Origin of the sequence: Actinoplanes auranticolor (assembly GCF_018332655.1) — a bacterium.
GTDB classification, from domain to species: Bacteria; Actinomycetota; Actinomycetes; order Mycobacteriales; family Micromonosporaceae; genus Actinoplanes; species Actinoplanes auranticolor.
On record NZ_BOQL01000057.1, the window covers coordinates 1 to 19939 of the forward strand.

The window sequence follows — 19939 nt, forward strand, 5'->3', positions numbered from 1 at the left end:
CGGCCGGGCTGACGTCAGCCGTGCGCGCCCCGCCCGAGTAAGCGTCAGCCGGGCCAGCGCCCGCCGGGCGGACGTCGGCGCTCGGCTGCGCCTGCGTGGCGCCCGGGCGGGTGCGCTGCTCGGTGATCCGCGGGTCGGACTTCACGATCCCCGTCGGCTCCGCTCGCTTTGTCTCCGCCTGCGTCGGCTCTGCCTGTCCGGCCTTTGCGTGCGTCGGCTCGGCCCGAGTCGCCTGTGCTGACGGTGACTCTGCACGAGGGCTCGGGCTGCTCGGCGCACTGCGCCTCGCGGCGGGCCAAGGCGGCGGGGTGCGACCGGCTGCCGCCTGCGGGTCCGTGGTCGCGCTGGCCGAGGTCGGCTGCGTGGCCGGCCCGGTCGAGGGACGGACCGTCGGGTTGCTGACGCCCGAACTGGACGGCACCGGCTCGCGGTCCGGGTCGGCCGGCCGTGACGGACCGGGAACCGACGGGCGCGGGGTCGTGGGGCTGGTCGGCGGGACCGGGTTGGGATCTGTCGGTGTCGGCCGGGTCGGGGTCGGCGCGGTGTCCCGGGGGCCCGGCTGCGTCTGCGCCTGCGCGGCGGCCGGCTGAGATCCCGGGCTCGTCCGCCCGGCCGGTCCGCCGGATGCGGCAGGGGCAACGTGGTGCGGCTGCGGCGTGGTGACCGACGACGCCCGAGCCGAGCCGGTCGGCTGCGTCGGGGTAGTCGTCGAACCGCCCGGCGTGGCCGGATTGGCACTCGAGGCCGCGGGCTGGGCCGGAGCCTGGGTTCCGGGCTGGGTGACCGGGCGCGCTGCCGGAGCCTGCGGCCGGATCGGCTTGGCTGCCGTAGCTGCGGACTCCGGTGGAGTGGCCTTCGCCGACGGCGCCGCACTCCGGAGCTGGCCCGGCTCGGCCTTGACCGATCCCGCCGTGCCGCCAGACTGCCCCTGCTCGGCCTTGCCCGCTGCCGCCGGGCTGCCAGCCTGGCCCTGCTCGGCCCTGGCCGATGCCGCCGGGCTACCGGCCTGGCCCGGCTGGACCTTGCCCGCTGCCGCCAGGCTTCCGGCCTGGCCCGGCTCGGCCTTGCCCGCTGCCGCCAGGTTGCCAGCCTGGCCCTGCTCGACCTCGGCCGATCTCGCCAGGACGCCTGGCTGGCCCTGTTCGGCGCTGCCCGGTGCTACCAGACCGCCCGCCGGGCCCTGCTCAGCCTTGCCCGGTGCCGCCAAGCCGCCAGTCAGCCCCGGCTGGGCCTGGGCCGATGCCGCAAGGCTGCCAGGCCGGCCGTGCTCAGGTTTGGCCGGTGCCGCCGGGCCGCCCGGCTGGCCGGGCCTGAGGCCCGAGGCCGCACGCTCGTTCTGCTTCGCCGTCGAGGCGGGGACAGCGGGACGCGGCGTCACCGGGGTCTGGGCCTGCCGGGCGGGGTTCGGCTGCGATGTGGGTGCCGCCGTGGCCGGGCGGACCTTGTCGGGAGCCGATCCCTTCGCGGCCGGGCTCGCCGGGTTGGTGGTGGAGCCCGGAGCTGTTGCCGCGGCTGAACCGCCGGCCGGGGTGGCCGATGGCGCTGCGGGCTGGGCCGGACGGTTCGTCGGCTGGCCGGGGGCCGGCTTGTCCTCGGGGCGGCGGGGAGTGGTGGCTGCCTGGTCGCCGCTCTTCGGCTGGTTCCTGGTCAGGCCGACCCGGCCGGAGTCCGCGCGGGTCAGGCCGGTCGCCGCCCATCCCGGCGACGACGACCCACCGAACAGGGCATTGCGGGGCGTGGCGTCCGCCGGTCGCATGGCCTTAGCCGGACCGACCGCATCGGGGCCGGCGCCCGTCCCCGCAGCACCGGACTCGCGAGACGCACCACCTTCGGCGGCAGCCGCGTTTGCGACGGCTCCCTTCGGGCCGGCAGCGGAGCCGGCGGCACCCGCTGCAGGTGAGCTCGCACCCGCAGGAGGGGCAGCCACTTCAGCAGAGCTAGCGGCCCTCTTGGACGCGGCCACGTCAGCGGCGCCGGCACCTGCCTTGGACACGACCGCCTCAGCGGAGTCGGCCGTCCTGCCCTCTGCTCTTCCAGTCGAACCGACAACTGGCTTGGCTGCCGAAACTGCGGACGAAGCGCCGGCCGCCTGAGACGCGGCAGCCGGGGCCGAACCACTACCCACTCCAGGCGCGACAACCGAGGAAGATCCGGCAGCCGCCGGGGACACGGCAGCCGAGGAAGATCCGGCAGCCCTCTGGGGCACGGCAGCCGAAGACGAAACGCCAACCACCTTGGACGCGGCGGTCGTGGCAGGACCGGCGGTCGCCTGGGACGCGGCAGCCGAGGAAGAACCCACGGCCGTTTGCGGTCCGGCAGCGGGAGAAGAACCCGCGGCCGTCTGCGGCCCGGCAGCGGAGGAGGACCCGCCAACCGTGCTGGACCCGGCGGCCGTGGCAGAACCGGCAGCCGCCTGGGACGCAGCGGCTTCGGATGAGCCGACGGCCGCCTTCGCCGCAGACCCTTCCGAACCGACCGCAGCCGGGCGGACAGCCGCAGCACCGGCAGCGGTAGCTCGCATCGCGGCGCTGCTGGCCGCAGCCGCCTGAGACGTCGCACCGCCCTTGGCGTCGGCCGCAGCCGTCGTCGGCGGGGACACCCGGGTGGCTTCGCCCTCGGACGAGGAGGACGGGGAGGCCGAGGACGAGGACGCGACGTCGCCCCCGTCAGGCGTGGCCGGGTTGGGACCAGCCTGCGGCGTGTTCAAGCTCTCCGACGTAGCCGTCGGCTTGCGAGCGGCGTTGATCGCCGCCGCCGCGCGGACCTCGGTTTCCCGGGCCCGGGCGGCTGCCGTTTCCGCCACCCAGGCGCCCACCGCCGACGCCTCGAAGATCGGGAGGTTGGTCGGTTGCGGCTGCGGCGGCGGCGGGCGGCGGCGGCCCTGGCGGTCGGCTCCCTTGCCGAACAGCGGGTCGTTCAGCGGTGACGGGTCCGTCACCGAACCCGGCGCCGGACGGTTCGGGATGAGGTCCAGGGGCTCGCCGGGGGCCGGCTCGGCCTCGAGCGTCGCACCGGTCCGGGAACCGGGGACCGGGGAGCCGCCGGCAGAGGCGCCCACCTGGGCCGGGGCTGGTGAGGTCATTGTCGTGGCGCCCGACACCGGGGTGGCCGGCATCGGGATCGCCGAGCCGCGGCCGGACGGCGGCGTCGAGGACGAGGACGACGGTGGCCAGGACAGCGGCGGGCGGGACCGGGGCTGGGAGTCCGCCAGGGTTCGGGGGCGGTGGGTGCCCGCGTGCCGGCCTCCGCCCGTACGGCTCAGGGGCAGCGGGGCGCCGATCGCCTGCATCAGGTCCGGGACCTGGCTCGGTTCGACCACGTAGACGACCTCGCGGCGCCTCGACGGCCAGCCCAGGACGATCATGCCGATCATCACCAGCAGGCTGCCCAGGATCAGCAGGGCCCAGGTGGCCTGGTTGAGCCAGCCCGGCAGGATGCTCGCCGAGCTCTCCAGGCGTACGCCGGGCTGCGCCGCCGGGTTCATGATCACCAGGCTGTACCGGGTGTCGCGCAGTTCGTCCGGGTGCCAGTCGAGCGTGCCCGTGCCCGCCTTCAGCCAGAAGGCCTGCCGGCCCGGCAGCTGTTCCGGGGCGATGGTGCCCGGGCGCAGCTTGCCGGTCACCGGCAGCGCGCCGGTGCCCAGGTCGATCGAGGAGACCGCGATGTGCGGGACGTCGGCCAGGTAGCGGCTCACGTCCGCGGCCGGGGCGATGCCCAGGAACGCCGGTGCGCCGCTGGACTCCGCGGTGAGGCGCAGGCGGGTGTCGCCGAGGCGGACGAACGGGGCGTCCTCGCGGAGCAGCCCGTCGAAGTCGTCGACGACCAGGGCGTACCCGGATGTGGCCACTCGCTGCATGTCGCCGGTGAAGGCGCCGCCCGGGTCCCGGTGCTGCATGGCGGCCCAGAATGCGGACCCCACCAGCAGTGTCGGAAGTCCGGCTGTCAGCAACAGCATGCCGAGGATCGTGCGGAACACCCGCATCTCGATCTCCCCCTTCTCGGTGGTACTGCGCAGACCATACAGACCGAAATAACACCAAATTGGATAAACAGTTACTTAGGCCCCGAGACGTATGACAATGGCCCGGTCCGCGGGTGCGGACCGGGCCATCGGGAAGAGCGGGTATCAGGAGATCTTGGCGGTCATCGTCAGGGTGGACTGGTCGATGTCGCTGGTGCGTACGGTGAACTTGAACGTCCACTCCCCCGCCGCCGGCAGCGCGATGTCCCCGATCGCGTGGAAGTCGGTGATCCGCAGCAGCGGCACCTCGATCGGCTCGATCCCCTTGGCCGGCAGCGCCGCGGTGGCCGTCCACTCGACGACCGGCAGCGGCTTGTTGTCCGGCGTGTACGCGTACAAGTGCAGGGAATTGTTGCCCACGGTGGCCGGGAACACGTCCACCTGCAGCGACACCGACTTGTCGGTGATCGTCTGCGAGATGGTCGTCGACGTCGCGCCGCTCTCCGCCGCGCTGGCCGTCCGCGGCGGCGGGATCTGCACCAGCGCCGCTGTCACGCCCAGCACGACCGCGGTGACCGCCAGCTCGGCCAGCACGATCCGGCGCAGCGGACCCGGCCCGGTCTCGGCGGCCCGGCTGCGGACCAGCCGCCGGGAGACCGCCGCCATGGCGATCACCACCGCCGCCAGTCCGATCTTGACCAGGATCAGCTGCCCGTACGTGCTGGCGTAGAGGCCCTTGAACGAGGCGACCTCGATCAGCGCCTGCACCGAGCCCGCGATGATCAGCGCGGCCACCGCGGTCGCCGCCCAGCGGGACCAGATCGGCAGGATCGCGCCCAGCTCCCGCTCGTTGGCCCGGCGCAGCAGGAAGCCGACCAGCATGACCAGCCCGCCGAGCCAGACCGACACGGCGGCGAGGTGGATCGCGTCGACCACCACGGAGACGCCCGCCACCGGGGACGCCGCCGGGTGCCCGGTCAGCGGCCAGGTGGCCAGCGCGGCCACGCCCAGCACGCCGAGCAGGGCCAGGTCGGCCTTGGACTCGCCGCCCTCGCCGCGCAGCAGCGGGCGCAGCAGGAAACCGGCCGCCACGATGACTCCGAGCCGGACCAGCATCACCGCGCCGAACGTGCTGCCCAGCACGTCCTGCAGGTCGTCCCCGGAGACCCCGAACAGCCCGGTGCCCGTCGTGTACGGCGCTTGCAGCCACAGCGCCAGCACCGTGCTGCCGAGGACCAGGCCGACACCGGTCCACACCAGCCGGGACGCGCCGCGCCGGGACAGCCGGTGCGGCCAGAGCAGGGCGAGCACCAGCACCGGGCCGATGAGCAGCACCAGGCCGGCGTACCCCAGGTATTTCCCGACCGGGATCAGGGCCCGCACCACCGGGTCGACCGACTCCGTGCCGGCGGACTCGCTGGGCGGGGTGGAGGCCGCGCCGACCGAGAAGGTCAGGCTGCCCGCGACGGGGTGGCTGTCCGCCGAGACCACCCGGTAGCTCACCAGATACGTGCCCCGGCCGACGCCCGAACGCAGCGGCACGGTGACCGTGCCCGCCGCGGCCTGCGGCTCGCCCTGGTCGGCGCGGCTGCCGTCCGGGGCGATCACCTGGATCTTGCCGGAGACCAGCTGGACGGACTCGCTGAAGGTGAGCGTGACCTTGTTGGGCGCGTCCGGCACGATCGTGCCGTTCGACGGGTCGCTGGCCACCAGCGCGGCGTGCGCGCTGGCCGGCGTCACCGGTCCGAGCAGCACGCAGAACAGCCCGACCAGCAGCCCGGCCGCCGCCGCGAGCATTCGCCGACCCCGTCCGGCCCGGACCGCCGACCCCCGCCGGGCAGAAGAGCCGGCGGAAAAGGCAGCCGGAACGGCGGTCCGGCGCAGGGGCCCGCCGACAGCTGCGCAGGGTCGCCGGAGTGGGTCGGATGCGCCGGGTCGGTCAACGGTCATGCGGGCAATGCTCCCCGATGGCTCGGCGGCCCCCGCACCAAGGTCGCGGCACAGGCCCGCGGCGGGCGGAAACGTGAGGACAGGAGGTTGTCGTCGGCACGGTATCGATAGTTCCCGGAACCTCTGACATTTTTCTCCGGCGTACCATCTCCGGTTGTGACAGCGGCCGACCCCCTCACCGCCCTCGCCCTCGCCGCCGGGACGGGCGACGCGGACGCCCAGGCCGCGCTGGTGCGCGGCACCCAGGCGGAGGTGTGGCGGTTCACCGCCGCGCTGGTGGATCCCGGCGCCGCCGACGATCTCACCCAGGAGACCTACCTGCGCGCCTTCAAGGCGCTGCCGGCTTTCGAGGGCCGCGCCATGGTCCGCACCTGGCTGCTCGGCATCGCCCGGCGCACCTGCGCCGACCACCTGCGCGCCGTGGTGCGCCGGCGCCGGCTCGACGCCCGGCTCGCCGCGCAGGCGTGGACGGACGTGCCCCGCCAGAGCGATCCCGCGCACCGGCTCGGGGCCGCCGACCTGTTGAGCCGGCTGGGTGACGAGCGTCGCACGGCGTTCGTGCTGACCCAGGTGCTGGGCATGTCCTACGCCGAGGCCGCGGAGGTCGAGGAGGTCCCGGTGGGCACCATCCGGTCCCGGGTCGCCCGGGCCCGCGAGGAGCTGGTCGCGGCGGTCGCGGCCGCCCAGGCAAGCTGACCATTCAGGGACTTAAGACCCATCCCTCAGCAAACCCCCAGGCGGTAGAACGGAACCAGGCGGCGGCCCGCGCCGACTAAGGGGGCGTGAGCATGGAGACGGGGCAGTCCGCCCGCACGAGGATCGGCTGGCTGTGGGTCTCCACGGCGGCGCGTCTGGGGCTGGCCGCGGTGTGGCTGGTCGCCGGCGGGCTCAAGGTCGGTGACCTGGCCGCGTCCGGCCGGGCGGTGAACGCCTACCGGCTCTTCCCGTACGACGTGGCGAAGGTCATCGGGGCGGCCCAGCCGTTCCTGGAGATCGCCCTCGGCCTGCTGCTGCTGGCCGGGCTCGCGGTACGGCTCAGCGCCGGCATCTCCGCCGGCCTGCTGGTGATCTTCATCGCCGGCATCATCTCCGCCTGGGCGCGCGGCCTGCAGATCGACTGCGGCTGCTTCAGCACGGGCGGGGAACTGGGCGCGGGGCAGAGCCCGCAGTACGCGTGGGATCTCCTCCGCGACGCCGGCTTCCTCCTGCTCGCCGGGATCCTGCTGTGGCGACCGCGGACCCGCTACTCGATCGATGGTGTCCTGATGGGGGAACAGTGAGCGGCAACAACCGAGACCGGGCCAACCGAGACCGGGCCAGGGCCAAGCGGGTCGTGCAGGAGCAGTTGGCGAAGGAACGCCGACGCCGGGTCACCCTCTGGACCAGCCTCGGCGTCGTGGTCCTGCTGGTCGTGGTCGGCCTGATCGGCTGGGGCGTGGCGGCGAACCAGGAGAGCGACAAGACCGCGGGCCTGACCACGCCGAGCGTGGCGGTCGACGAGGGTACGGCCTTCGCGGTCGGCACCGGCCCGGTGAAGATCGACATCTACGAGGATTTCATCTGTCCCGCCTGCGGCCAGTTCGAGACCGGCGCGGCGAGCACCATCGACCAGCTCGTCGCCGCGAACAAGGTGACCGTGCAGTACCACCCGATCGCGATCCTGGACCGCGCCTCCAGCACCGAGTATTCGACCCGCTCGGCCGCCGCCGCAGCCGCCGCGGCGCAGGGCGGCAAGTTCGCCGAGTACCACAAGGCGCTCTTCGCCAACCAGCCCGAAGAGGGCGGCGCCGGCCTCGACGACGCCAAGCTCATCGAGCTGGGCAGGTCGGTCGGCCTCACCGACGCCGCGTTCGCCGACGCCGTCAACAACGGCACGTACAAGGCATGGGCGACCAAGGTGACCGACACCGCGGCCGCCCGCGGAGTCAACAGCACGCCGACCGTCCTGGTCGGCGGCAAGGCTCTGGAGTCGCCCACGCCGCAAGCCCTGATGGCCGCGGTGGGAGCGGCCGGCGCGTGAGGCGTACCACCCTGTTCCTCGCCGTGCTGGCCGGTGCGTTGCTCGTGCCGGCCGGCCCGGCCTCCGCGCACGGCGGTGAGGGCCCGGACGCGACCGCGTACCGCACGGAGGTCACCGGGCTCAGCTCCGCGCAGCCCGGGCTGACCGTCCGGGTCGTCGAGGCCGGCGCGCGGCTGGAGCTGGTCAACGGGACGGGCCGGACCATCGAGGTGCTCGGCTACCAGGGCGAGCCCTATCTGGAGGTGCGGCCCGACGGCACGTACGAGAACGTGAACTCGCCGGCCACGTACACGAACCAGACCCTCGACGGCGACACCCCGGTGCCCGCCGGCGCCTCCCCCACCGCGGCCCCGCAGTGGCGCCGCGTCTCCACCGGCACCACCGCGCGCTGGCACGACCAGCGCATCCGCTGGCTCGACGACGGGCTGCCGCCGCAGGCGCAGGCCGACCCCTCCCGCAGTCACCAGGTGCTCGAGTGGGTCGTCCCGCTGCGCGACGGTGTGCGCACGCTCGACGTCCGCGGCACCGTGACCTGGGAGCCGCCACCGCCCGCCTGGCTGTGGTGGGTGGGCGCGCTCGCGCTGGGTGCCGGGCTGACCGCCCTGGGCCGGCGGCGCGCCCGGCTGCTGGGACCGGTCGCGCTGGCCGCGGGCACGATCACCCTGGGGTACGCGGTGACGCGGATGAGCCTCGGCGCCGGCGGACAGTCCCCGGCGATCGTGGCGGCGGTGCTGGCGGTGGCCGCGGGCGTGCTGACCCTGCGCGGCCGTACGCCGTTCCTGCTCGCCCTGGCCGGCGCGCTCCTGACGGTCTTCGGCGGCCTCGCCGACGCGGGCGTCCTGGCCCAGGCGGTCGTCCCGTTCCCCGGCCCGTCGTGGCTCGCCCGGGCCGCCGTGCTGGTCGCGATCGGGGCCGGCGTGGCCATGGCGGCGACGGGTGTGCTGCGGCTGCGGGCAGCCCCGCTATCTTCGGTCCATGACTGAGCGCCTCGCCCCGGGAGACCCCGCCCCCGAGTTCACCCTGCCCACCGACAACGGCGACACCCTGACGCTGAAGGACCTCCGCGGCCGCAAGGTCATCCTGTACGTGTACCCGGCCGCGATGACCCCCGGCTGCACCAAGCAGGCCTGCGACTTCCGCGACTCGCTGGGCTCGTTGCAGGCGGCCGGCTACGAGGTCGTCGGCATCTCCCCCGACGTCCCGGCCAAGCTGGCCAAGTTCCGCGAGCGCGACGCGATCACGTTCCCGCTGGTCAGCGACCAGGACAAGAGCGTGCTGACCGCGTACGGCGCGTTCGGCGAGAAGCAGATGTACGGCAAGACGGTGACCGGCGTGATCCGCTCGACGTTCGTCATCGACCCCGACGGTGCCATCGAGCACGCCTTCTACAACGTCAAGGCCACCGGGCACGTCGCCAAGCTGCGCCGGGATCTCGGTATCGACTGACTGTTGCGGCAAACTTCGCGGATGCTGAGGGCCAGTGCCGATTAGAGCGGCACCTGTTGTCCATCCCCTCCGGAGACCGCTGATGCCGCTCGCCGCCAAGCCCCGCCGCCCCCGCACCCGGTCCTCCTCCGGCGAGAAGGGCCAGGGCGGCGGTCTGCTGCGGAACCTGCGGGTGTCGCAGAAACTGTTCGCCTCCTTCGGGGTGCTCAGCCTGCTCGTCATCGCGGTCGGGCTGACCGGCCTGGCCCAGCTGTACGCCTCGAACAACCGTCTCGAGACCATGTACCAGGAGAACGTGCAGGCCATCGCCCGGCTCGGCGAGGTCCGCGCCGACGTCCAGCAGGCCACGTCCCTGTCGGCCAAGCTGATCCTGCGCTCGCCGCTGGCCGACGTCAGCAACGTGCGGATGGCGATCGAACGGCTCGACAGCGACATCGACACGACCTGGGCGGCGTACACCGCGAACCCGGCCGAGAGCACCGAGGCCGACCGCGCCGCGTTCGCCGCCGGCCTGGCCGAGTACCGCAAGATCCGCGACCAGCAGCTGGTCCCGGCCGCGACGGCCAACAGCCTGGGCACCTACCTGGGCGTGCAGAACAACTACATCGACCCGCTCACCAGCAAGATCACCGTGGCGCTGAACAACCTGGCGGGTATCGAGGACAAAGCCGCCCAGCAGCAGATGGCGGACGCCCGCAGCACCGCCACCATGGCCCGCATCCTGATCCTGGCGCTCATCGCCGGCGCGATGGCCTTCGCCGCCGTCATCGCCGTCGTGGTCAGCCGGGCCATCGCCCGCCCGCTCGGCCAGACGGTCAAGGTCCTCGAAGCGCTCGCCGAGGGCCGGCTGGACCAGCGCCTCGAGGTCAGGGGCCGCGACGAGGTCGGCCGGATGGGCGAGGCGCTCAACACCGCCCTGGACCGGCTCACCGCGGCGCTGCGCGACATCGGCACCAACGTCACCACCCTGGCCTCCTCCTCCGAGGACCTCACCGGTGTGGCCAGCCGGATGAACGCCTCCGCGGCCCGTTCGGCCGGGCGCGCCCACGCGGTCTCCACGGCGTCCGAGGAGATCAGCGCCAACATCGCGACGGTCTCCGCCGGTGCCGACGAGATCGGCAGCTCGATCACCGAGATCGCCCGCAGCACCTCCAGCGCGGCCGACGTGGCCGGCCGGGCGGTCCGGATCTCCGGCGAGGCCGGCGCGATCCTGAACAAGCTGGGCGAGTCCTCGGCGGAGATCGTCTCGGTCATCAAGATCATCACCGGGATCGCGGCCCAGACCAACCTGCTGGCCCTGAACGCGACCATCGAGGCGGCCCGCGCCGGCGAGATGGGCAAGGGCTTCGCGGTCGTGGCCGGCGAGGTCAAGGAACTGGCCCAGGAGACCGCCCGGGCCACCGAGGACATCCGCACCCGCGTCGACGCGATCCAGACCGACTCCGCCGCGGCCGTCGCCGCGATCGCCGAGATCGGCGCGGTCATCGACCAGATCAACGCGACCCAGACCGCGATCGCGGCCGCGGTCGAGGAACAGACCGCGACGACCAACGAGATGGGCCGCAACGTGGGCGAGGTCGCCGCGGGCTCCACCGAGATCTCCTCGAACGTGGCCGAGGTCGCCGAAGCAGCGGCAGAAACGACGAGCGCGGCGGCGAACACGGCCGCAGCAGCGGACGAACTCGCCCGGGTGGCCCACGACCTGCAGCAGAGCCTGGCGATGTTCCGCTACTGATCCCTGCGGGGACCGCCATCCCACGGCGGCCGTCATGCGGCTCGATCCGCAAGGCGGCCGCCGTGCCGCGCGACGGGACGCGGCCCGGGGCCGCTTAACAGCTCGCCGGGGCGTCGGTCACAATGACCGTGGACGTCAACGCGTCCTGAGGGGCCGTAGCCCAATTGGCAGCAGGCGCATGGTTTAGGTCCATGACAGTGCGGGTTCGAGTCCCGTCGGCCCCACGTTGATCTCGACAGCGAACCACAGCACGGTGGTTCGCTGTCGTCGGTTGAGGCGGTCGTGGATTGCTACGACGAGCATGAGCAGCTCAGTGAGCTTTTCACCATGATCGAGAACAACCTGACGGTGCCGTTCGGCACCAAGGTTCTCGGTGCGCCGGTGGTGGTGGAGCCACTACGGCGAGGCGGTGACGCGCGAGGTCGAGCAGGGCTGTTCCGGCCGGCCGTCGCGCTCGCGAGTGAGGCCGCGAAGCAGGGGAGAAGGCCGTCTGCTGGCCGCCGGGAGATGGTTCACTCCTGGCCGGGACTCGCCGTGGGTAACCCTGCTGCCCTGGCGCTGTCGAGTAGTCGCCGGTCGTAGGTGACGAAGGCCAGCAACTCCGACCCGGACTCGTTGGTCAGGACGTGTGCGGTGGCGAGATGGATGGCGTCGAGGCTGCGCAGTGTCGGTTCGGTGAAGGCGGCCGCTGTCGCGCGGATCGTGTTGTCGATCTCCAGCCGGAACAGCCGCCCGACTGCGGCCGGCACGCCGACCAGTGCCTGTGGGGCTGACCGGCGCAACGCCCTGGGCACTTCGACCTCCACGAGAGCCGATGAGACGAGGGGTGCATCGCTGTGGGCGTTGAGCCAGGCGACGAGTTCGGCGCTGTGTGCCTCCTGGCGGACGAGTTTGACGACGGCGGCGGAGTCGAGATAGATCACCAGCGCTCCTCATCGCGCATCTCGGCGAGTGTCGCGGCGACGTCGATGTCATCGTCACCGAACTTCGGTGGCAGAGGAACCGGACCGCCACCGACAGGGGGAAGTGCCCGTCCTGCGGCTACCAGTTTTGCGAGGGCGGATCGGTCCTCGCCCACCGGCACGAGCCGGGCGACTGGATGCCCTCGGTCCGTGATTTCGAGGGTTTCACCGCCGCTGACTCGGGCCAGCACTTGACTGGTGTTCTGGTTCAACTCTCGGACACCGATGCGCTCCATGCGGCAATCGTAGAACACTATGTTCTACATCGCCAAGGCTTCGAGTGTCGGTGCGCGTGGCTCCTGACGGCCGCATCCGCCATGGCTTGGTTCACTGTCATCGGTGCAACCGTCAGAAAGGGCGCTGGGGTTGCTCCATACGGAGGCTCATTCGTAGTAGTACCGGCAGGAGACGATGGTGATCTCGTTGATCTCGACGGCGTAGACGTGGGCTGCCCGTAGCGCTCATGGGGCGCACGTCACTTCAGTCGTCGCGCGCGAGCTACGCCGGCGGCTGGTTCGGCACGATGAGCGGATGCCGCTGTCGTTCGTGCTTGATCCGCCGTTGACCGACGCCCTCCGCGCGGACATCGTCGCGCTCTGGACCGATGTCACCAATGCCGGCGGGGCCGTCGGTTTCGTTGCTCCCGTCATCCCGGATGACGTGCGGCCGGTTGCCGAGAAGGCCCTGGCCGGCGTGGCCGAGGGCGTCGACCGGCTGCTCATCGGCGTCGACGACGGCCGTCTCGTCGCCGTGCTCTTCATCGCCGACAACCGGTTCCCGCTCAAGGCGCACTGGCGCGTCCTCAAACGGGTCATGGTCCGGCCCGGCAGCCAGGGCCGCGGCTACGGCGCCGCCCTCATGCGGGAGGCCGCCGTCGTCGCGTCGGAGCTCGGCCTCGCCGGCCTTCAGGTCACCGTCCGGGACGGGCACGGGCTGGACGGTTTCTACCGCCGGCTCGGTTACCGCGAGGTCGGCCGTGTCCCGGGTGCGTTGCGTATCGCCCCCGGGGACGACCGGGACGAGCTGTTCATGTGGCTGGATCTGCGTCAGCCGCAGGATGCCGCTTTCACGGCCGGGTCCGCCGCGGCCAGCGCCACGTCGTCGCCGGCCTGATCGGGCGCGGCTTCCGTTGATTCCAGCACCGGGGCCGGCGCCGCGGACGACGTCGAGATGCTCGGGGACGGCGACGCCTTCTTCGGCTTCGGGGACGGCGACGCCTTCTTCTTGGCCGGCTTCGGGGCGGCTTCCGTGTTGGCGCTGGTGCCGTTGGCGAAGCGTACCGATGTGGTCTGCTTCTTCTGCGGGAGCAGTTTGATGTTCTTCGCCGTGATGGTCTTGCCGTAGACGTCGGTCATCTTGACCTGGAACGGGCCGTTGCCCATCCGGCCGTCGATGATCCAGACGTTGTAGTCCTCTTGCGCCGCGGCTTTGAAGCTGCCGCCCGGGCCCTTGGCCGACACGGACCTGATGGCGTTGGAGTGGTTGTCGATGCTGATCGCCCAGTAGTACTGCGAGGTGCCTTCGACGAAGGTGATGCTGAGCGGGCCGGGCGCCGGGGCGTTCGGCACGGTCTTGTAGGTGATCGGGATGATGCCGTCGATCTCCTTGCCGATCTTCTTGAACGCGGTGCGGCTCAGGTCGAGGTGGCCGACCGGGCATTCGGGGCACGAGTCGAAGACCTTGACGCGGACCTTGCCCTTGGGGCCGGTGACGTCGAGGTAGCTGCCGCACGCCGCGGCCCCCGAGTATTCGCCCTTGCCCAGCGCCACGTACAGGTCGTCGGCCGGGGTTCTGGTCGAGCAGTTGCCCTGGGTGCCGGCGAGGTCGTAGAACGTCGCCTTGCCGGAGTGTTCGGCACTGCTCGGCGGCGCCGCGCACGCGGGGTCGCTGTGCTGCAGCAGCAGGGCGACGCCGAGGACGCCGGCGAGCAGCACGGCGCCGCCGGTGGCGAGCCAGCGGGGGGCGAGGAGGCGGTGAGCAGTCACGTTGACGCATCCTTCGCGGCTGCGGCACCCGCGGGCAACTCTCCTAAGACAGAGCTAAGGAAGACTCCCCCACCCGGATGACTTCGGTCTCACCTGGTGCGATGTCCGGGATCAGGTTGATGCCGAAGAGCAGTCCGGCGTCGTAGCGGCGGTGCCGGCCGAGGGCGCGCAGCGGTTGCCGGCCCACCTCACCGGTCTCCTGATCGACGGTGGTGACTACGCAGCGGCTGCAGGACTTGGCGGCGCGGAAGGTGGTGCCGCCGAGCCGGATGCGGTGGCCGAGCCAGTCGTCCTCGGCCCAGGCCGGGGCGCCGGTGATGACGACGTTGGGCCGGAAGCGGGTCATCGGCACGGGTTCGTCGCCGGCTTCGAGCAGCCAGTCGTTGACGGCGTCGAGGGAGGCGGTGCTGGTGAGCAGCAGCGGGTAGCCGTCGGCGAAGCTGACCCGGTCGCCGGGCTGGGCGTGGGTGGCGATCGGGCGCACGCTGGTGTCGGCCAGCCAGGCGAGCCGGGCCGGGCGGCCGAGGAAGTCGGAGACGAAGGCGGTGGCGGCGGGCGCGAGCCGGGCGGTCAGCGGTGGCTTGGCGCTGAAGACGCGCAGGGTCTCCTTCGGGCCGTCCTCGGGTTCGGCGACGTCGAAGCCGTTGAGCACCAGGCCGCCGGGGCGCGGGACGGCGTGCAGCCCGGTGAGCACGGGGGCCTGGCGCTGGGTGATGCCGACCCCGTCGGGGTCGACGATCATCCAGCGGCGGTCGCCGGCGAGACCCCACGGTTCCACTCGCGCCGCGTCGTGGTCGAGGCGGTGACAACCCTTGACGGGGTACGTGTGCAGCGAGCTGATCCGCATCCGCCCAGCGTAGGCGTCGTCAGCGGCCACCGAGGCGGACGCGGACCGCACCCGCCGCGCAGAGCACCACGACGAGACCGCCGACGATCGTGGCCGCGGAGAGGTGTTCGCCCAGCAGCAGGCCGGCCCAGGCGATGCTCAGCACGGGCTGGACCAGCTGGACCTGGCTCACCTGGGCCATCGGTCCGACGGCCAGCCCGTGGTACCAGGCGAAGAACCCGAGGAACATGCTGACCACGGCCAGGTACGCGAACGCCGCCCACTGCACCGGTGCGGCCTGCGGGTCCTGCCGTGCGACGGAGATCAGGGCCAGGGCGAGCATCGGCGGTGCGCACACCACGAGGGCCCAGGACACGGTCTGCCAGGCGCCGAGTTCGCGGGCGAGCAGGCCGCCCTCGGCGTACCCGATGGCAGCGGAAACCACCGCGCCGAACAGCAGCAGGTCGCTCCAGTGCAGCCGGCCCAGGTCCCCGCCCTGCGCGGAGGCGAAGCCGAGCGCGGCGACCGCGCCGAGGCCGGCGGCGATCCAGAAGGCGCGCGGCGGACGTTCGTGGCCGCGGATGACGGCCAGCGCGGCGGTAGCGGCCGGCAGGAGGGCGATGACCACAGCGCCGTGGCCGGCCGGGGCGGTGGTCAGGGCGTACGAGCTCAGCAGGGGGAAGCCCACCACCACGCCGGCGCCGACCACGGCCAGCCGTCGCCACTGCGGGCCACGCGGCAGGCGCTGGCGGGTGACGATCAGCGCAACCGCCGCCAGGGCCGCCGCCACCACCGCGCGCCCGGCCCCGATGAACAGTGGGGACAGCCCACCGACGGCCACCCGGGTGAACGGGACGGTGAACGAGAAGGCCACCACGCCGAGCAGGCCCCAGCCGAGACCCGATAGCGGCAAGCGGAGAACTGCGGTAGCGCTACCATGCGGTGTCATGAATGACAGTAGCAGTGCGCGGATCGCCGACGACCTGCGGAAGTGGATCGCCACGGCGGCGCCCGGCGCCCGACTGCCCTCCACCCGGGCGCTGGTGGCCCGGCACCAGGCCGGGCCGGTGACGGTGCAGCGCGCCCTGCGCACCCTGCTCGACCAGGGGCTCATCGAGAGCCGGCCGGGCGCCGGCACGTTCGTCCGGGCGGTACGGACCGCCCGGCCGGCCGACTACGGCTGGCAGACCGCCGCGCTCGGCTCGCCCCGGGCCCGGATCCCGGCGATCCCCACCGCGCTGCGCAGCACCCCGCACGACGTCATCGCCCTGCACTCCGGCTACCCCGACCGCGAGCTGCTGCCGGAACGCCTGGTGCGGGCGGCGCTGACCCGGGCGGCACGATCCGACGCCGCCGTCTCCCGGCCTCCGGTCGCCGGCCGGCCGGAGCTGCAGTCGTGGTTCGCCCGGGAGCTCGCCGCGGCGACCCCGGCCGGTGTGACCCCGCCGGTGCCCAGCGACGTGATCGTGCTCCCCGGCAGCCAGGCGGGGCTCAGCTCGGTGTTCCGCGCCCTGGCGGGGACCGGGCAGCCGCTGCTGATGGAGTCGCCGACGTACTGGGGGGCCATCGTCGCGGCGCAGCAGGCCGGCGTACGGGTCGTGCCCGTGCCCAGCGGCCCGGCCGGGCCCGACCCCGGCGATCTCGCGCGGGCCTTCGCCGAGACCTCGGCCCGCCTCTTCTACGCGCAGCCCAACTACGCCAACCCCACCGGCGCGCAGTGGCCGGCGGCGCGGCACGACGAGGTGCTGGAGGTGGTACGCGGGCACGGCGCGTTCCTGGTCGAGGACGACTGGGCGCACGACTTCGCCATCACCGGCGACCCGGCCCCGGTGGCCGCCCGCGACGACGGCGGGCACGTGGTCTATCTGCGCTCGCTGACCAAGAGCGTGTCGCCGGCCGTACGGGTCGCCGCGGTCATCGCCCGGGGCCCGGCCCGCGACCGCATCCTGGCCGACCGGGGCGCCGAGTCGATGTACGTCAGCAGCCTGCTGCAGGCCGCGGCGCTCGACATCGTGGCGCAACCGGCCTGGCAGACCCACCTGCGGGGCCTGCGCCACCACCTGGGCGCCCGCCGTGACCAGCTGGTGGCGGCCGTCCGCGAGCACGTTCCCCAGGCGAATCTGGACCACGTGCCGGCCGGCGGGCTGAACCTGTGGTTACGCCTGCCCGACGGTACGGACCTCGCGCGGCTGGCGACCGACTGCGAGGCCGCCGGGCTGATCATCGCCCCCGGCACCGAGTGGTTCCCCGCGGAACCCACCGGCCCGTTCGTGCGGCTGAACTACGCGGGGCCCAACCCGGCCGCTTTCGACGAGGGGGCACGCATTCTCGGCCGGGCGCTGAACGTTCAGCTCTCCTGACCCGGGTCGGGAGTCCGAAGTCGACGGTCGGGAAAAGTGTCGGACCCGGTCGCTACGGTCTCTCGCATCGACGTACGGGGCGTGGCTCCGTACCCCCGCACCCGCACGCCGAGAGGTGGCCCTCATGCCTGCCGAGACGACGTATCTCGAGCTTTCCGAAGACAGCGGCAGCGCCCACAAGTTCTACGAGGTCACCGTCGACGACGCCGACCTGACGATCCGCTTCGGGCGCATCGGCGAGCGCGGCCAGGTGCGGCAGTCGTCGTTCACCAGCCGGGACAAGGCCAAGGCCGAGGCGGCCAAGAAGATCGGCGAGAAGGTCCGCAAGGGGTACGCCCCCGCGGTTCCCGGCGGTCGGGCCAAGCGGGCCGTCTCCCGGCGGCAGATCGTCAGCAGCCGGTCCACCGCCAGCCGGGCGCCGGTGCTGTGGCGCTACGCCTCGCACAGTCCGGCGTTCGGCATCTTCGTGGACGACGACGTGTGCATGGTCGGCAACGAGAGCGGCCTGATCACCACGCTCAGCCACGATGCCGAGGTCCTGAGCCAGTTCCGGCTGCCCGAGGGCGTGAAGTGCATCGTCGCCGACGACGGCTGGATCTACGCGGGCTGCGACGACGGCAACGTCTACGACCTGTCCGGCAAGGTGCCCCGCCTGGCGTACCGGATCGCCCCGGAGATCGACATCTACTGGCTGGACATCCACGACGGTGTCCTGGGTGTCTCCGACGCCGGCGGCGGCATCTCGGCGATCGACCACGAGGACGAGTTCCTCTGGCAGCGGCCCGGCCGCGGCTCGTCGGCCTGGATGGTGCGGTGCGATCCGATGGCGGTGCACCACGGCCATTCGGGCGGGGTGACCAGCTACGACTGGCGCACCGGCCGCGAGCTCTGGCACACCCCGACCGGCGCGGTGCTGTTCGGCTGGCAGGAGCGCGACACGCTCTATGCGGGCACCGCCACCCGGCAGGTGGTCGAGCTGGGCAAGGACGGGTCGGCCCGGCAGACGTACCGCTGTGACGCGGCGGTGTACTCGTGCGCCACGGCTGCCGACGGTCGTTACGTCTTCGCCGGTGACAGCGCTTCATCCATCTACTGCTTCGACGCCGCCGGGACCAGGCTGTGGAAGCTGGGCACGGGCTGCGGTTCGGCGTACTCGATGCAGTACCGCGACGAGCGCCTCTACATCGTGACCACCGACGGCTCCCTGGCCTGCATCGACGCCAGCGAGGAGGCGATCCGGTCGGCCGTCGGCGGCAGCGTCCCGCAGGTGGTCGACGTGAAGGCACCGCCACGCATGCCCGCTGTCGTCCCGTCGACGACGGTGGAGATCGTCCACGACGTGGCCGGTGGCGTGGTGGTCGAGTGTGTCGACGAGGGCGGCCGGCTGCGCATCCGCGTGGTGTCGTCGGGCTACCACCGTGACTGGCAGGTCCAGTTCCCCAAGGGCATCCGCGAGCACGGCAGCCGCTATGTGGTGACGGGGATCCGCGAGGCTAGCCGCGGCGGCTTCTACCGGGCGTACGGGGAGATCCGACGCCTGGTCTGAGGCTCAGCCGGCGGACGTGAGGCCGGACAGCATCGGGACGAGGCGAGCGGCTGCCGGGGTGTCCGTCCGCCGCAGTTCTTCGCCGGCCACGGTGATGGCGGCGATGAGCGCGCGTTGCAGTTCTCGCTTCGTCAGGTCCCGCACCAGGGTGGCTTGCAAGGGATCGGTCACTTCCGCGGGCAACAGGTGGGCGCCCTTGGCGTAGGCGGCCGGGTGGCCGAGGCGCAGGCAGATCCAGGCGTGATGCCAGACCAGACCGGTCAGCGTGTCGGGGTCGGGCCCGGGGAACGGCGCCAGGGTCACGGGCCGGCCGAAGACCGTGTGAAAGCGGCACCGACGACGGCGTCGTCCCGGTCCGCCTGTTCCAGCAGGCGGGCTAGCAGGTGGTCTCGTTCGGCAATGGTGAACATTCGAACCCTTCATGGATGTCAACCCTGACCATCGTCACGTTCGCAGGCTGCCGTTCGGCTCGGGTTTCCGGACGTCTCCACTTCTACGTTCCGTCCATGGAACGAAAACGGTTGTCGGCCGCAGTGGGGATCCTGAGTGTTGCGGCGGGGGTGATCGCCTGGCTTTCCCCGGGCGGGCTGGGCGAGGCCGGAGCGGTCGCGGTGACGAGCGGAATTTCGGCGTCCGGGTATCGGTCATCGACCGCAATGGTGGCGGACGCACCGTCGTGGCTGGGCCCGGTCCTGGAGGTGGCCGGCGAGAGCACTCTGGTCATGCTCGGGGTGCTGCTGGTGTGGAGGTGGTGGATCGCGATCCGTCGCCACGACGCCCGCGGAATAGCCGGAGCCGTACTGGTCGGGGTCGGCACCGTGGCGGCCTATGCCGTCAGTGAAGGGGTCAAGCTAGTGGTCGACGAGGAACGGCCGTGCCGGGCGCTGCGCGCGGCGGCCGGCGTGATCGCCGAATGCCCCGGCGCCGGGGACTGGTCGTTCCCGAGCAACCACGCCACCTTGGCTGCCGGATCGGCTGTCGGCCTGGCCGTGCTGTGGCCACGACTGGCTGTGGCCACGCTGCCGCTGGCCGGAGCGGCGGCGCTGTTGCGTGTCCTGGTAGGAGTGCATTACCCGCACGATGTGCTGGCCGGGGCCGTGCTCGGCGGCGCCATGGTGGTGGCGGTGCTGCTCGTCTTCATGCCGCTT

Annotated in this window: 17 protein-coding genes, 1 tRNA gene and 1 pseudogene; 11 read left to right on the forward strand and 8 right to left on the reverse strand. The window is 72.6% G+C overall.

Annotation, left to right across the window (positions count from 1 at the left end):
* Both Aau02nite_RS32560 and Aau02nite_RS32565 read right to left on the reverse strand, forming a co-directional pair.
* A partial coding sequence (locus Aau02nite_RS32560; protein WP_212992439.1) for a hypothetical protein occupies window positions 1-3982 on the reverse strand: 3982 nt, incomplete at its 3' end.
* A gap of 144 nt (window positions 3983-4126) precedes the next feature.
* Window positions 4127-5758 carry a copper resistance CopC/CopD family protein gene (locus Aau02nite_RS32565; RefSeq protein WP_212992440.1) on the reverse strand — a complete coding sequence of 544 codons (1632 nt, stop codon included), beginning with the start codon at window positions 5756-5758 and terminating at the stop codon, window positions 4127-4129.
* A gap of 309 nt (window positions 5759-6067) precedes the next feature.
* Here Aau02nite_RS32565 and Aau02nite_RS32570 point away from each other — a divergent pair, with 309 nt between their 5' ends.
* The 7 genes from Aau02nite_RS32570 (at window position 6068) to Aau02nite_RS32600 (ending at window position 11336) form a co-directional block, all read left to right on the forward strand.
* Window positions 6068-6607, forward strand: a complete 540-nt coding sequence (locus Aau02nite_RS32570; protein ID WP_212992441.1) for a sigma-70 family RNA polymerase sigma factor — start codon at window positions 6068-6070, stop codon at window positions 6605-6607.
* Between the two features lie 92 nt (window positions 6608-6699).
* A complete protein-coding gene (locus Aau02nite_RS32575; protein WP_212992542.1) occupies window positions 6700-7191 on the forward strand; it encodes a MauE/DoxX family redox-associated membrane protein in 492 nt (163 codons plus the stop codon).
* Window positions 7188-7931, forward strand: a complete 744-nt coding sequence (locus Aau02nite_RS32580; RefSeq protein WP_212992442.1) for a DsbA family protein — start codon at window positions 7188-7190, stop codon at window positions 7929-7931. The genes Aau02nite_RS32575 and Aau02nite_RS32580 overlap by 4 nt, the downstream gene beginning before the upstream one ends.
* Entirely contained in the window at window positions 7928-8914 is a 987-nt protein-coding gene (locus tag Aau02nite_RS32585; protein ID WP_246595609.1) for a hypothetical protein, read from the forward strand. The genes Aau02nite_RS32580 and Aau02nite_RS32585 overlap by 4 nt, the downstream gene beginning before the upstream one ends.
* On the forward strand, window positions 8907-9377 hold the full coding sequence (bcp, locus tag Aau02nite_RS32590) for a thioredoxin-dependent thiol peroxidase (RefSeq protein WP_212992443.1): 471 nt from the start codon (window positions 8907-8909) through the stop codon (window positions 9375-9377). The genes Aau02nite_RS32585 and bcp overlap by 8 nt, the downstream gene beginning before the upstream one ends.
* Window positions 9378-9459: 82 nt before the next feature.
* The gene (locus Aau02nite_RS32595; protein ID WP_212992444.1) at window positions 9460-11112 is read left to right on the forward strand and encodes a methyl-accepting chemotaxis protein; all 1653 of its coding nucleotides are present in this window, start codon (window positions 9460-9462) and stop codon (window positions 11110-11112) included.
* Window positions 11113-11261: 149 nt separating this feature from the next.
* Window positions 11262-11336, forward strand: a tRNA-Leu gene (locus tag Aau02nite_RS32600).
* Window positions 11337-11624: 288 nt separating this feature from the next.
* Here the strand turns inward: Aau02nite_RS32600 and Aau02nite_RS32605 are convergent.
* The gene (locus Aau02nite_RS32605) at window positions 11625-12035 is read right to left on the reverse strand and encodes a type II toxin-antitoxin system VapC family toxin (RefSeq protein ID WP_212992445.1); all 411 of its coding nucleotides are present in this window, start codon (window positions 12033-12035) and stop codon (window positions 11625-11627) included.
* Window positions 12032-12310, reverse strand: a complete 279-nt coding sequence (locus Aau02nite_RS32610) for a type II toxin-antitoxin system Phd/YefM family antitoxin (RefSeq protein ID WP_212992446.1) — start codon at window positions 12308-12310, stop codon at window positions 12032-12034. Before Aau02nite_RS32610 ends, Aau02nite_RS32605 begins: the two co-directional genes overlap by 4 nt.
* A 295-nt stretch (window positions 12311-12605) precedes the next feature.
* Here Aau02nite_RS32610 and Aau02nite_RS32615 point away from each other — a divergent pair, with 295 nt between their 5' ends.
* Entirely contained in the window at window positions 12606-13187 is a 582-nt protein-coding gene (locus Aau02nite_RS32615) for a GNAT family N-acetyltransferase (RefSeq protein WP_212992447.1), read from the forward strand.
* On the opposite strand, the gene Aau02nite_RS32620 is transcribed toward Aau02nite_RS32615, so the two are convergent.
* From Aau02nite_RS32620 to Aau02nite_RS32630, 3 genes are read right to left on the reverse strand one after another with little or no spacing between them, the layout of a single operon-like run.
* A complete protein-coding gene (locus Aau02nite_RS32620) occupies window positions 13121-14059 on the reverse strand; it encodes an expansin EXLX1 family cellulose-binding protein (RefSeq protein WP_212992448.1) in 939 nt (312 codons plus the stop codon). The genes Aau02nite_RS32615 and Aau02nite_RS32620 overlap by 67 nt on opposite strands.
* A gap of 43 nt (window positions 14060-14102) precedes the next feature.
* Window positions 14103-14906, reverse strand: coding sequence for an MOSC domain-containing protein (locus Aau02nite_RS32625; protein ID WP_212992449.1), 804 nt, complete (start codon window positions 14904-14906; stop codon window positions 14103-14105).
* A 19-nt stretch (window positions 14907-14925) separates the two neighbouring features.
* Window positions 14926-15798: a DMT family transporter gene (locus tag Aau02nite_RS32630; RefSeq protein ID WP_246595610.1), complete on the reverse strand. Its 873-nt coding sequence runs from the start codon at window positions 15796-15798 to the stop codon at window positions 14926-14928.
* A gap of 34 nt (window positions 15799-15832) precedes the next feature.
* Here Aau02nite_RS32630 and Aau02nite_RS32635 point away from each other — a divergent pair, with 34 nt between their 5' ends.
* Window positions 15833-17245 (forward strand): aminotransferase-like domain-containing protein, encoded by a 1413-nt coding sequence (locus Aau02nite_RS32635; RefSeq protein WP_212992451.1) that lies wholly within the window; start codon window positions 15833-15835, stop codon window positions 17243-17245.
* A 124-nt stretch (window positions 17246-17369) separates the two neighbouring features.
* On the forward strand, window positions 17370-18791 hold the full coding sequence (locus Aau02nite_RS32640) for a WGR domain-containing protein (RefSeq protein WP_212992452.1): 1422 nt from the start codon (window positions 17370-17372) through the stop codon (window positions 18789-18791).
* A 3-nt stretch (window positions 18792-18794) separates the two neighbouring features.
* Here Aau02nite_RS32640 and Aau02nite_RS32645 read toward each other — a convergent pair whose 3' ends face one another.
* Complete coding sequence (locus Aau02nite_RS32645; protein ID WP_212992453.1) at window positions 18795-19094, reverse strand: hypothetical protein; 300 nt, start codon at window positions 19092-19094, stop codon at window positions 18795-18797.
* 419 nt (window positions 19095-19513) lie between these two features.
* Between Aau02nite_RS32645 and Aau02nite_RS46820 the strand changes: the two are divergent.
* A pseudogene (locus Aau02nite_RS46820) lies at window positions 19514-19918 on the forward strand (phosphatase PAP2 family protein); the annotation flags it as partial.
* Window positions 19919-19939: the final 21 nt, after the last annotated feature.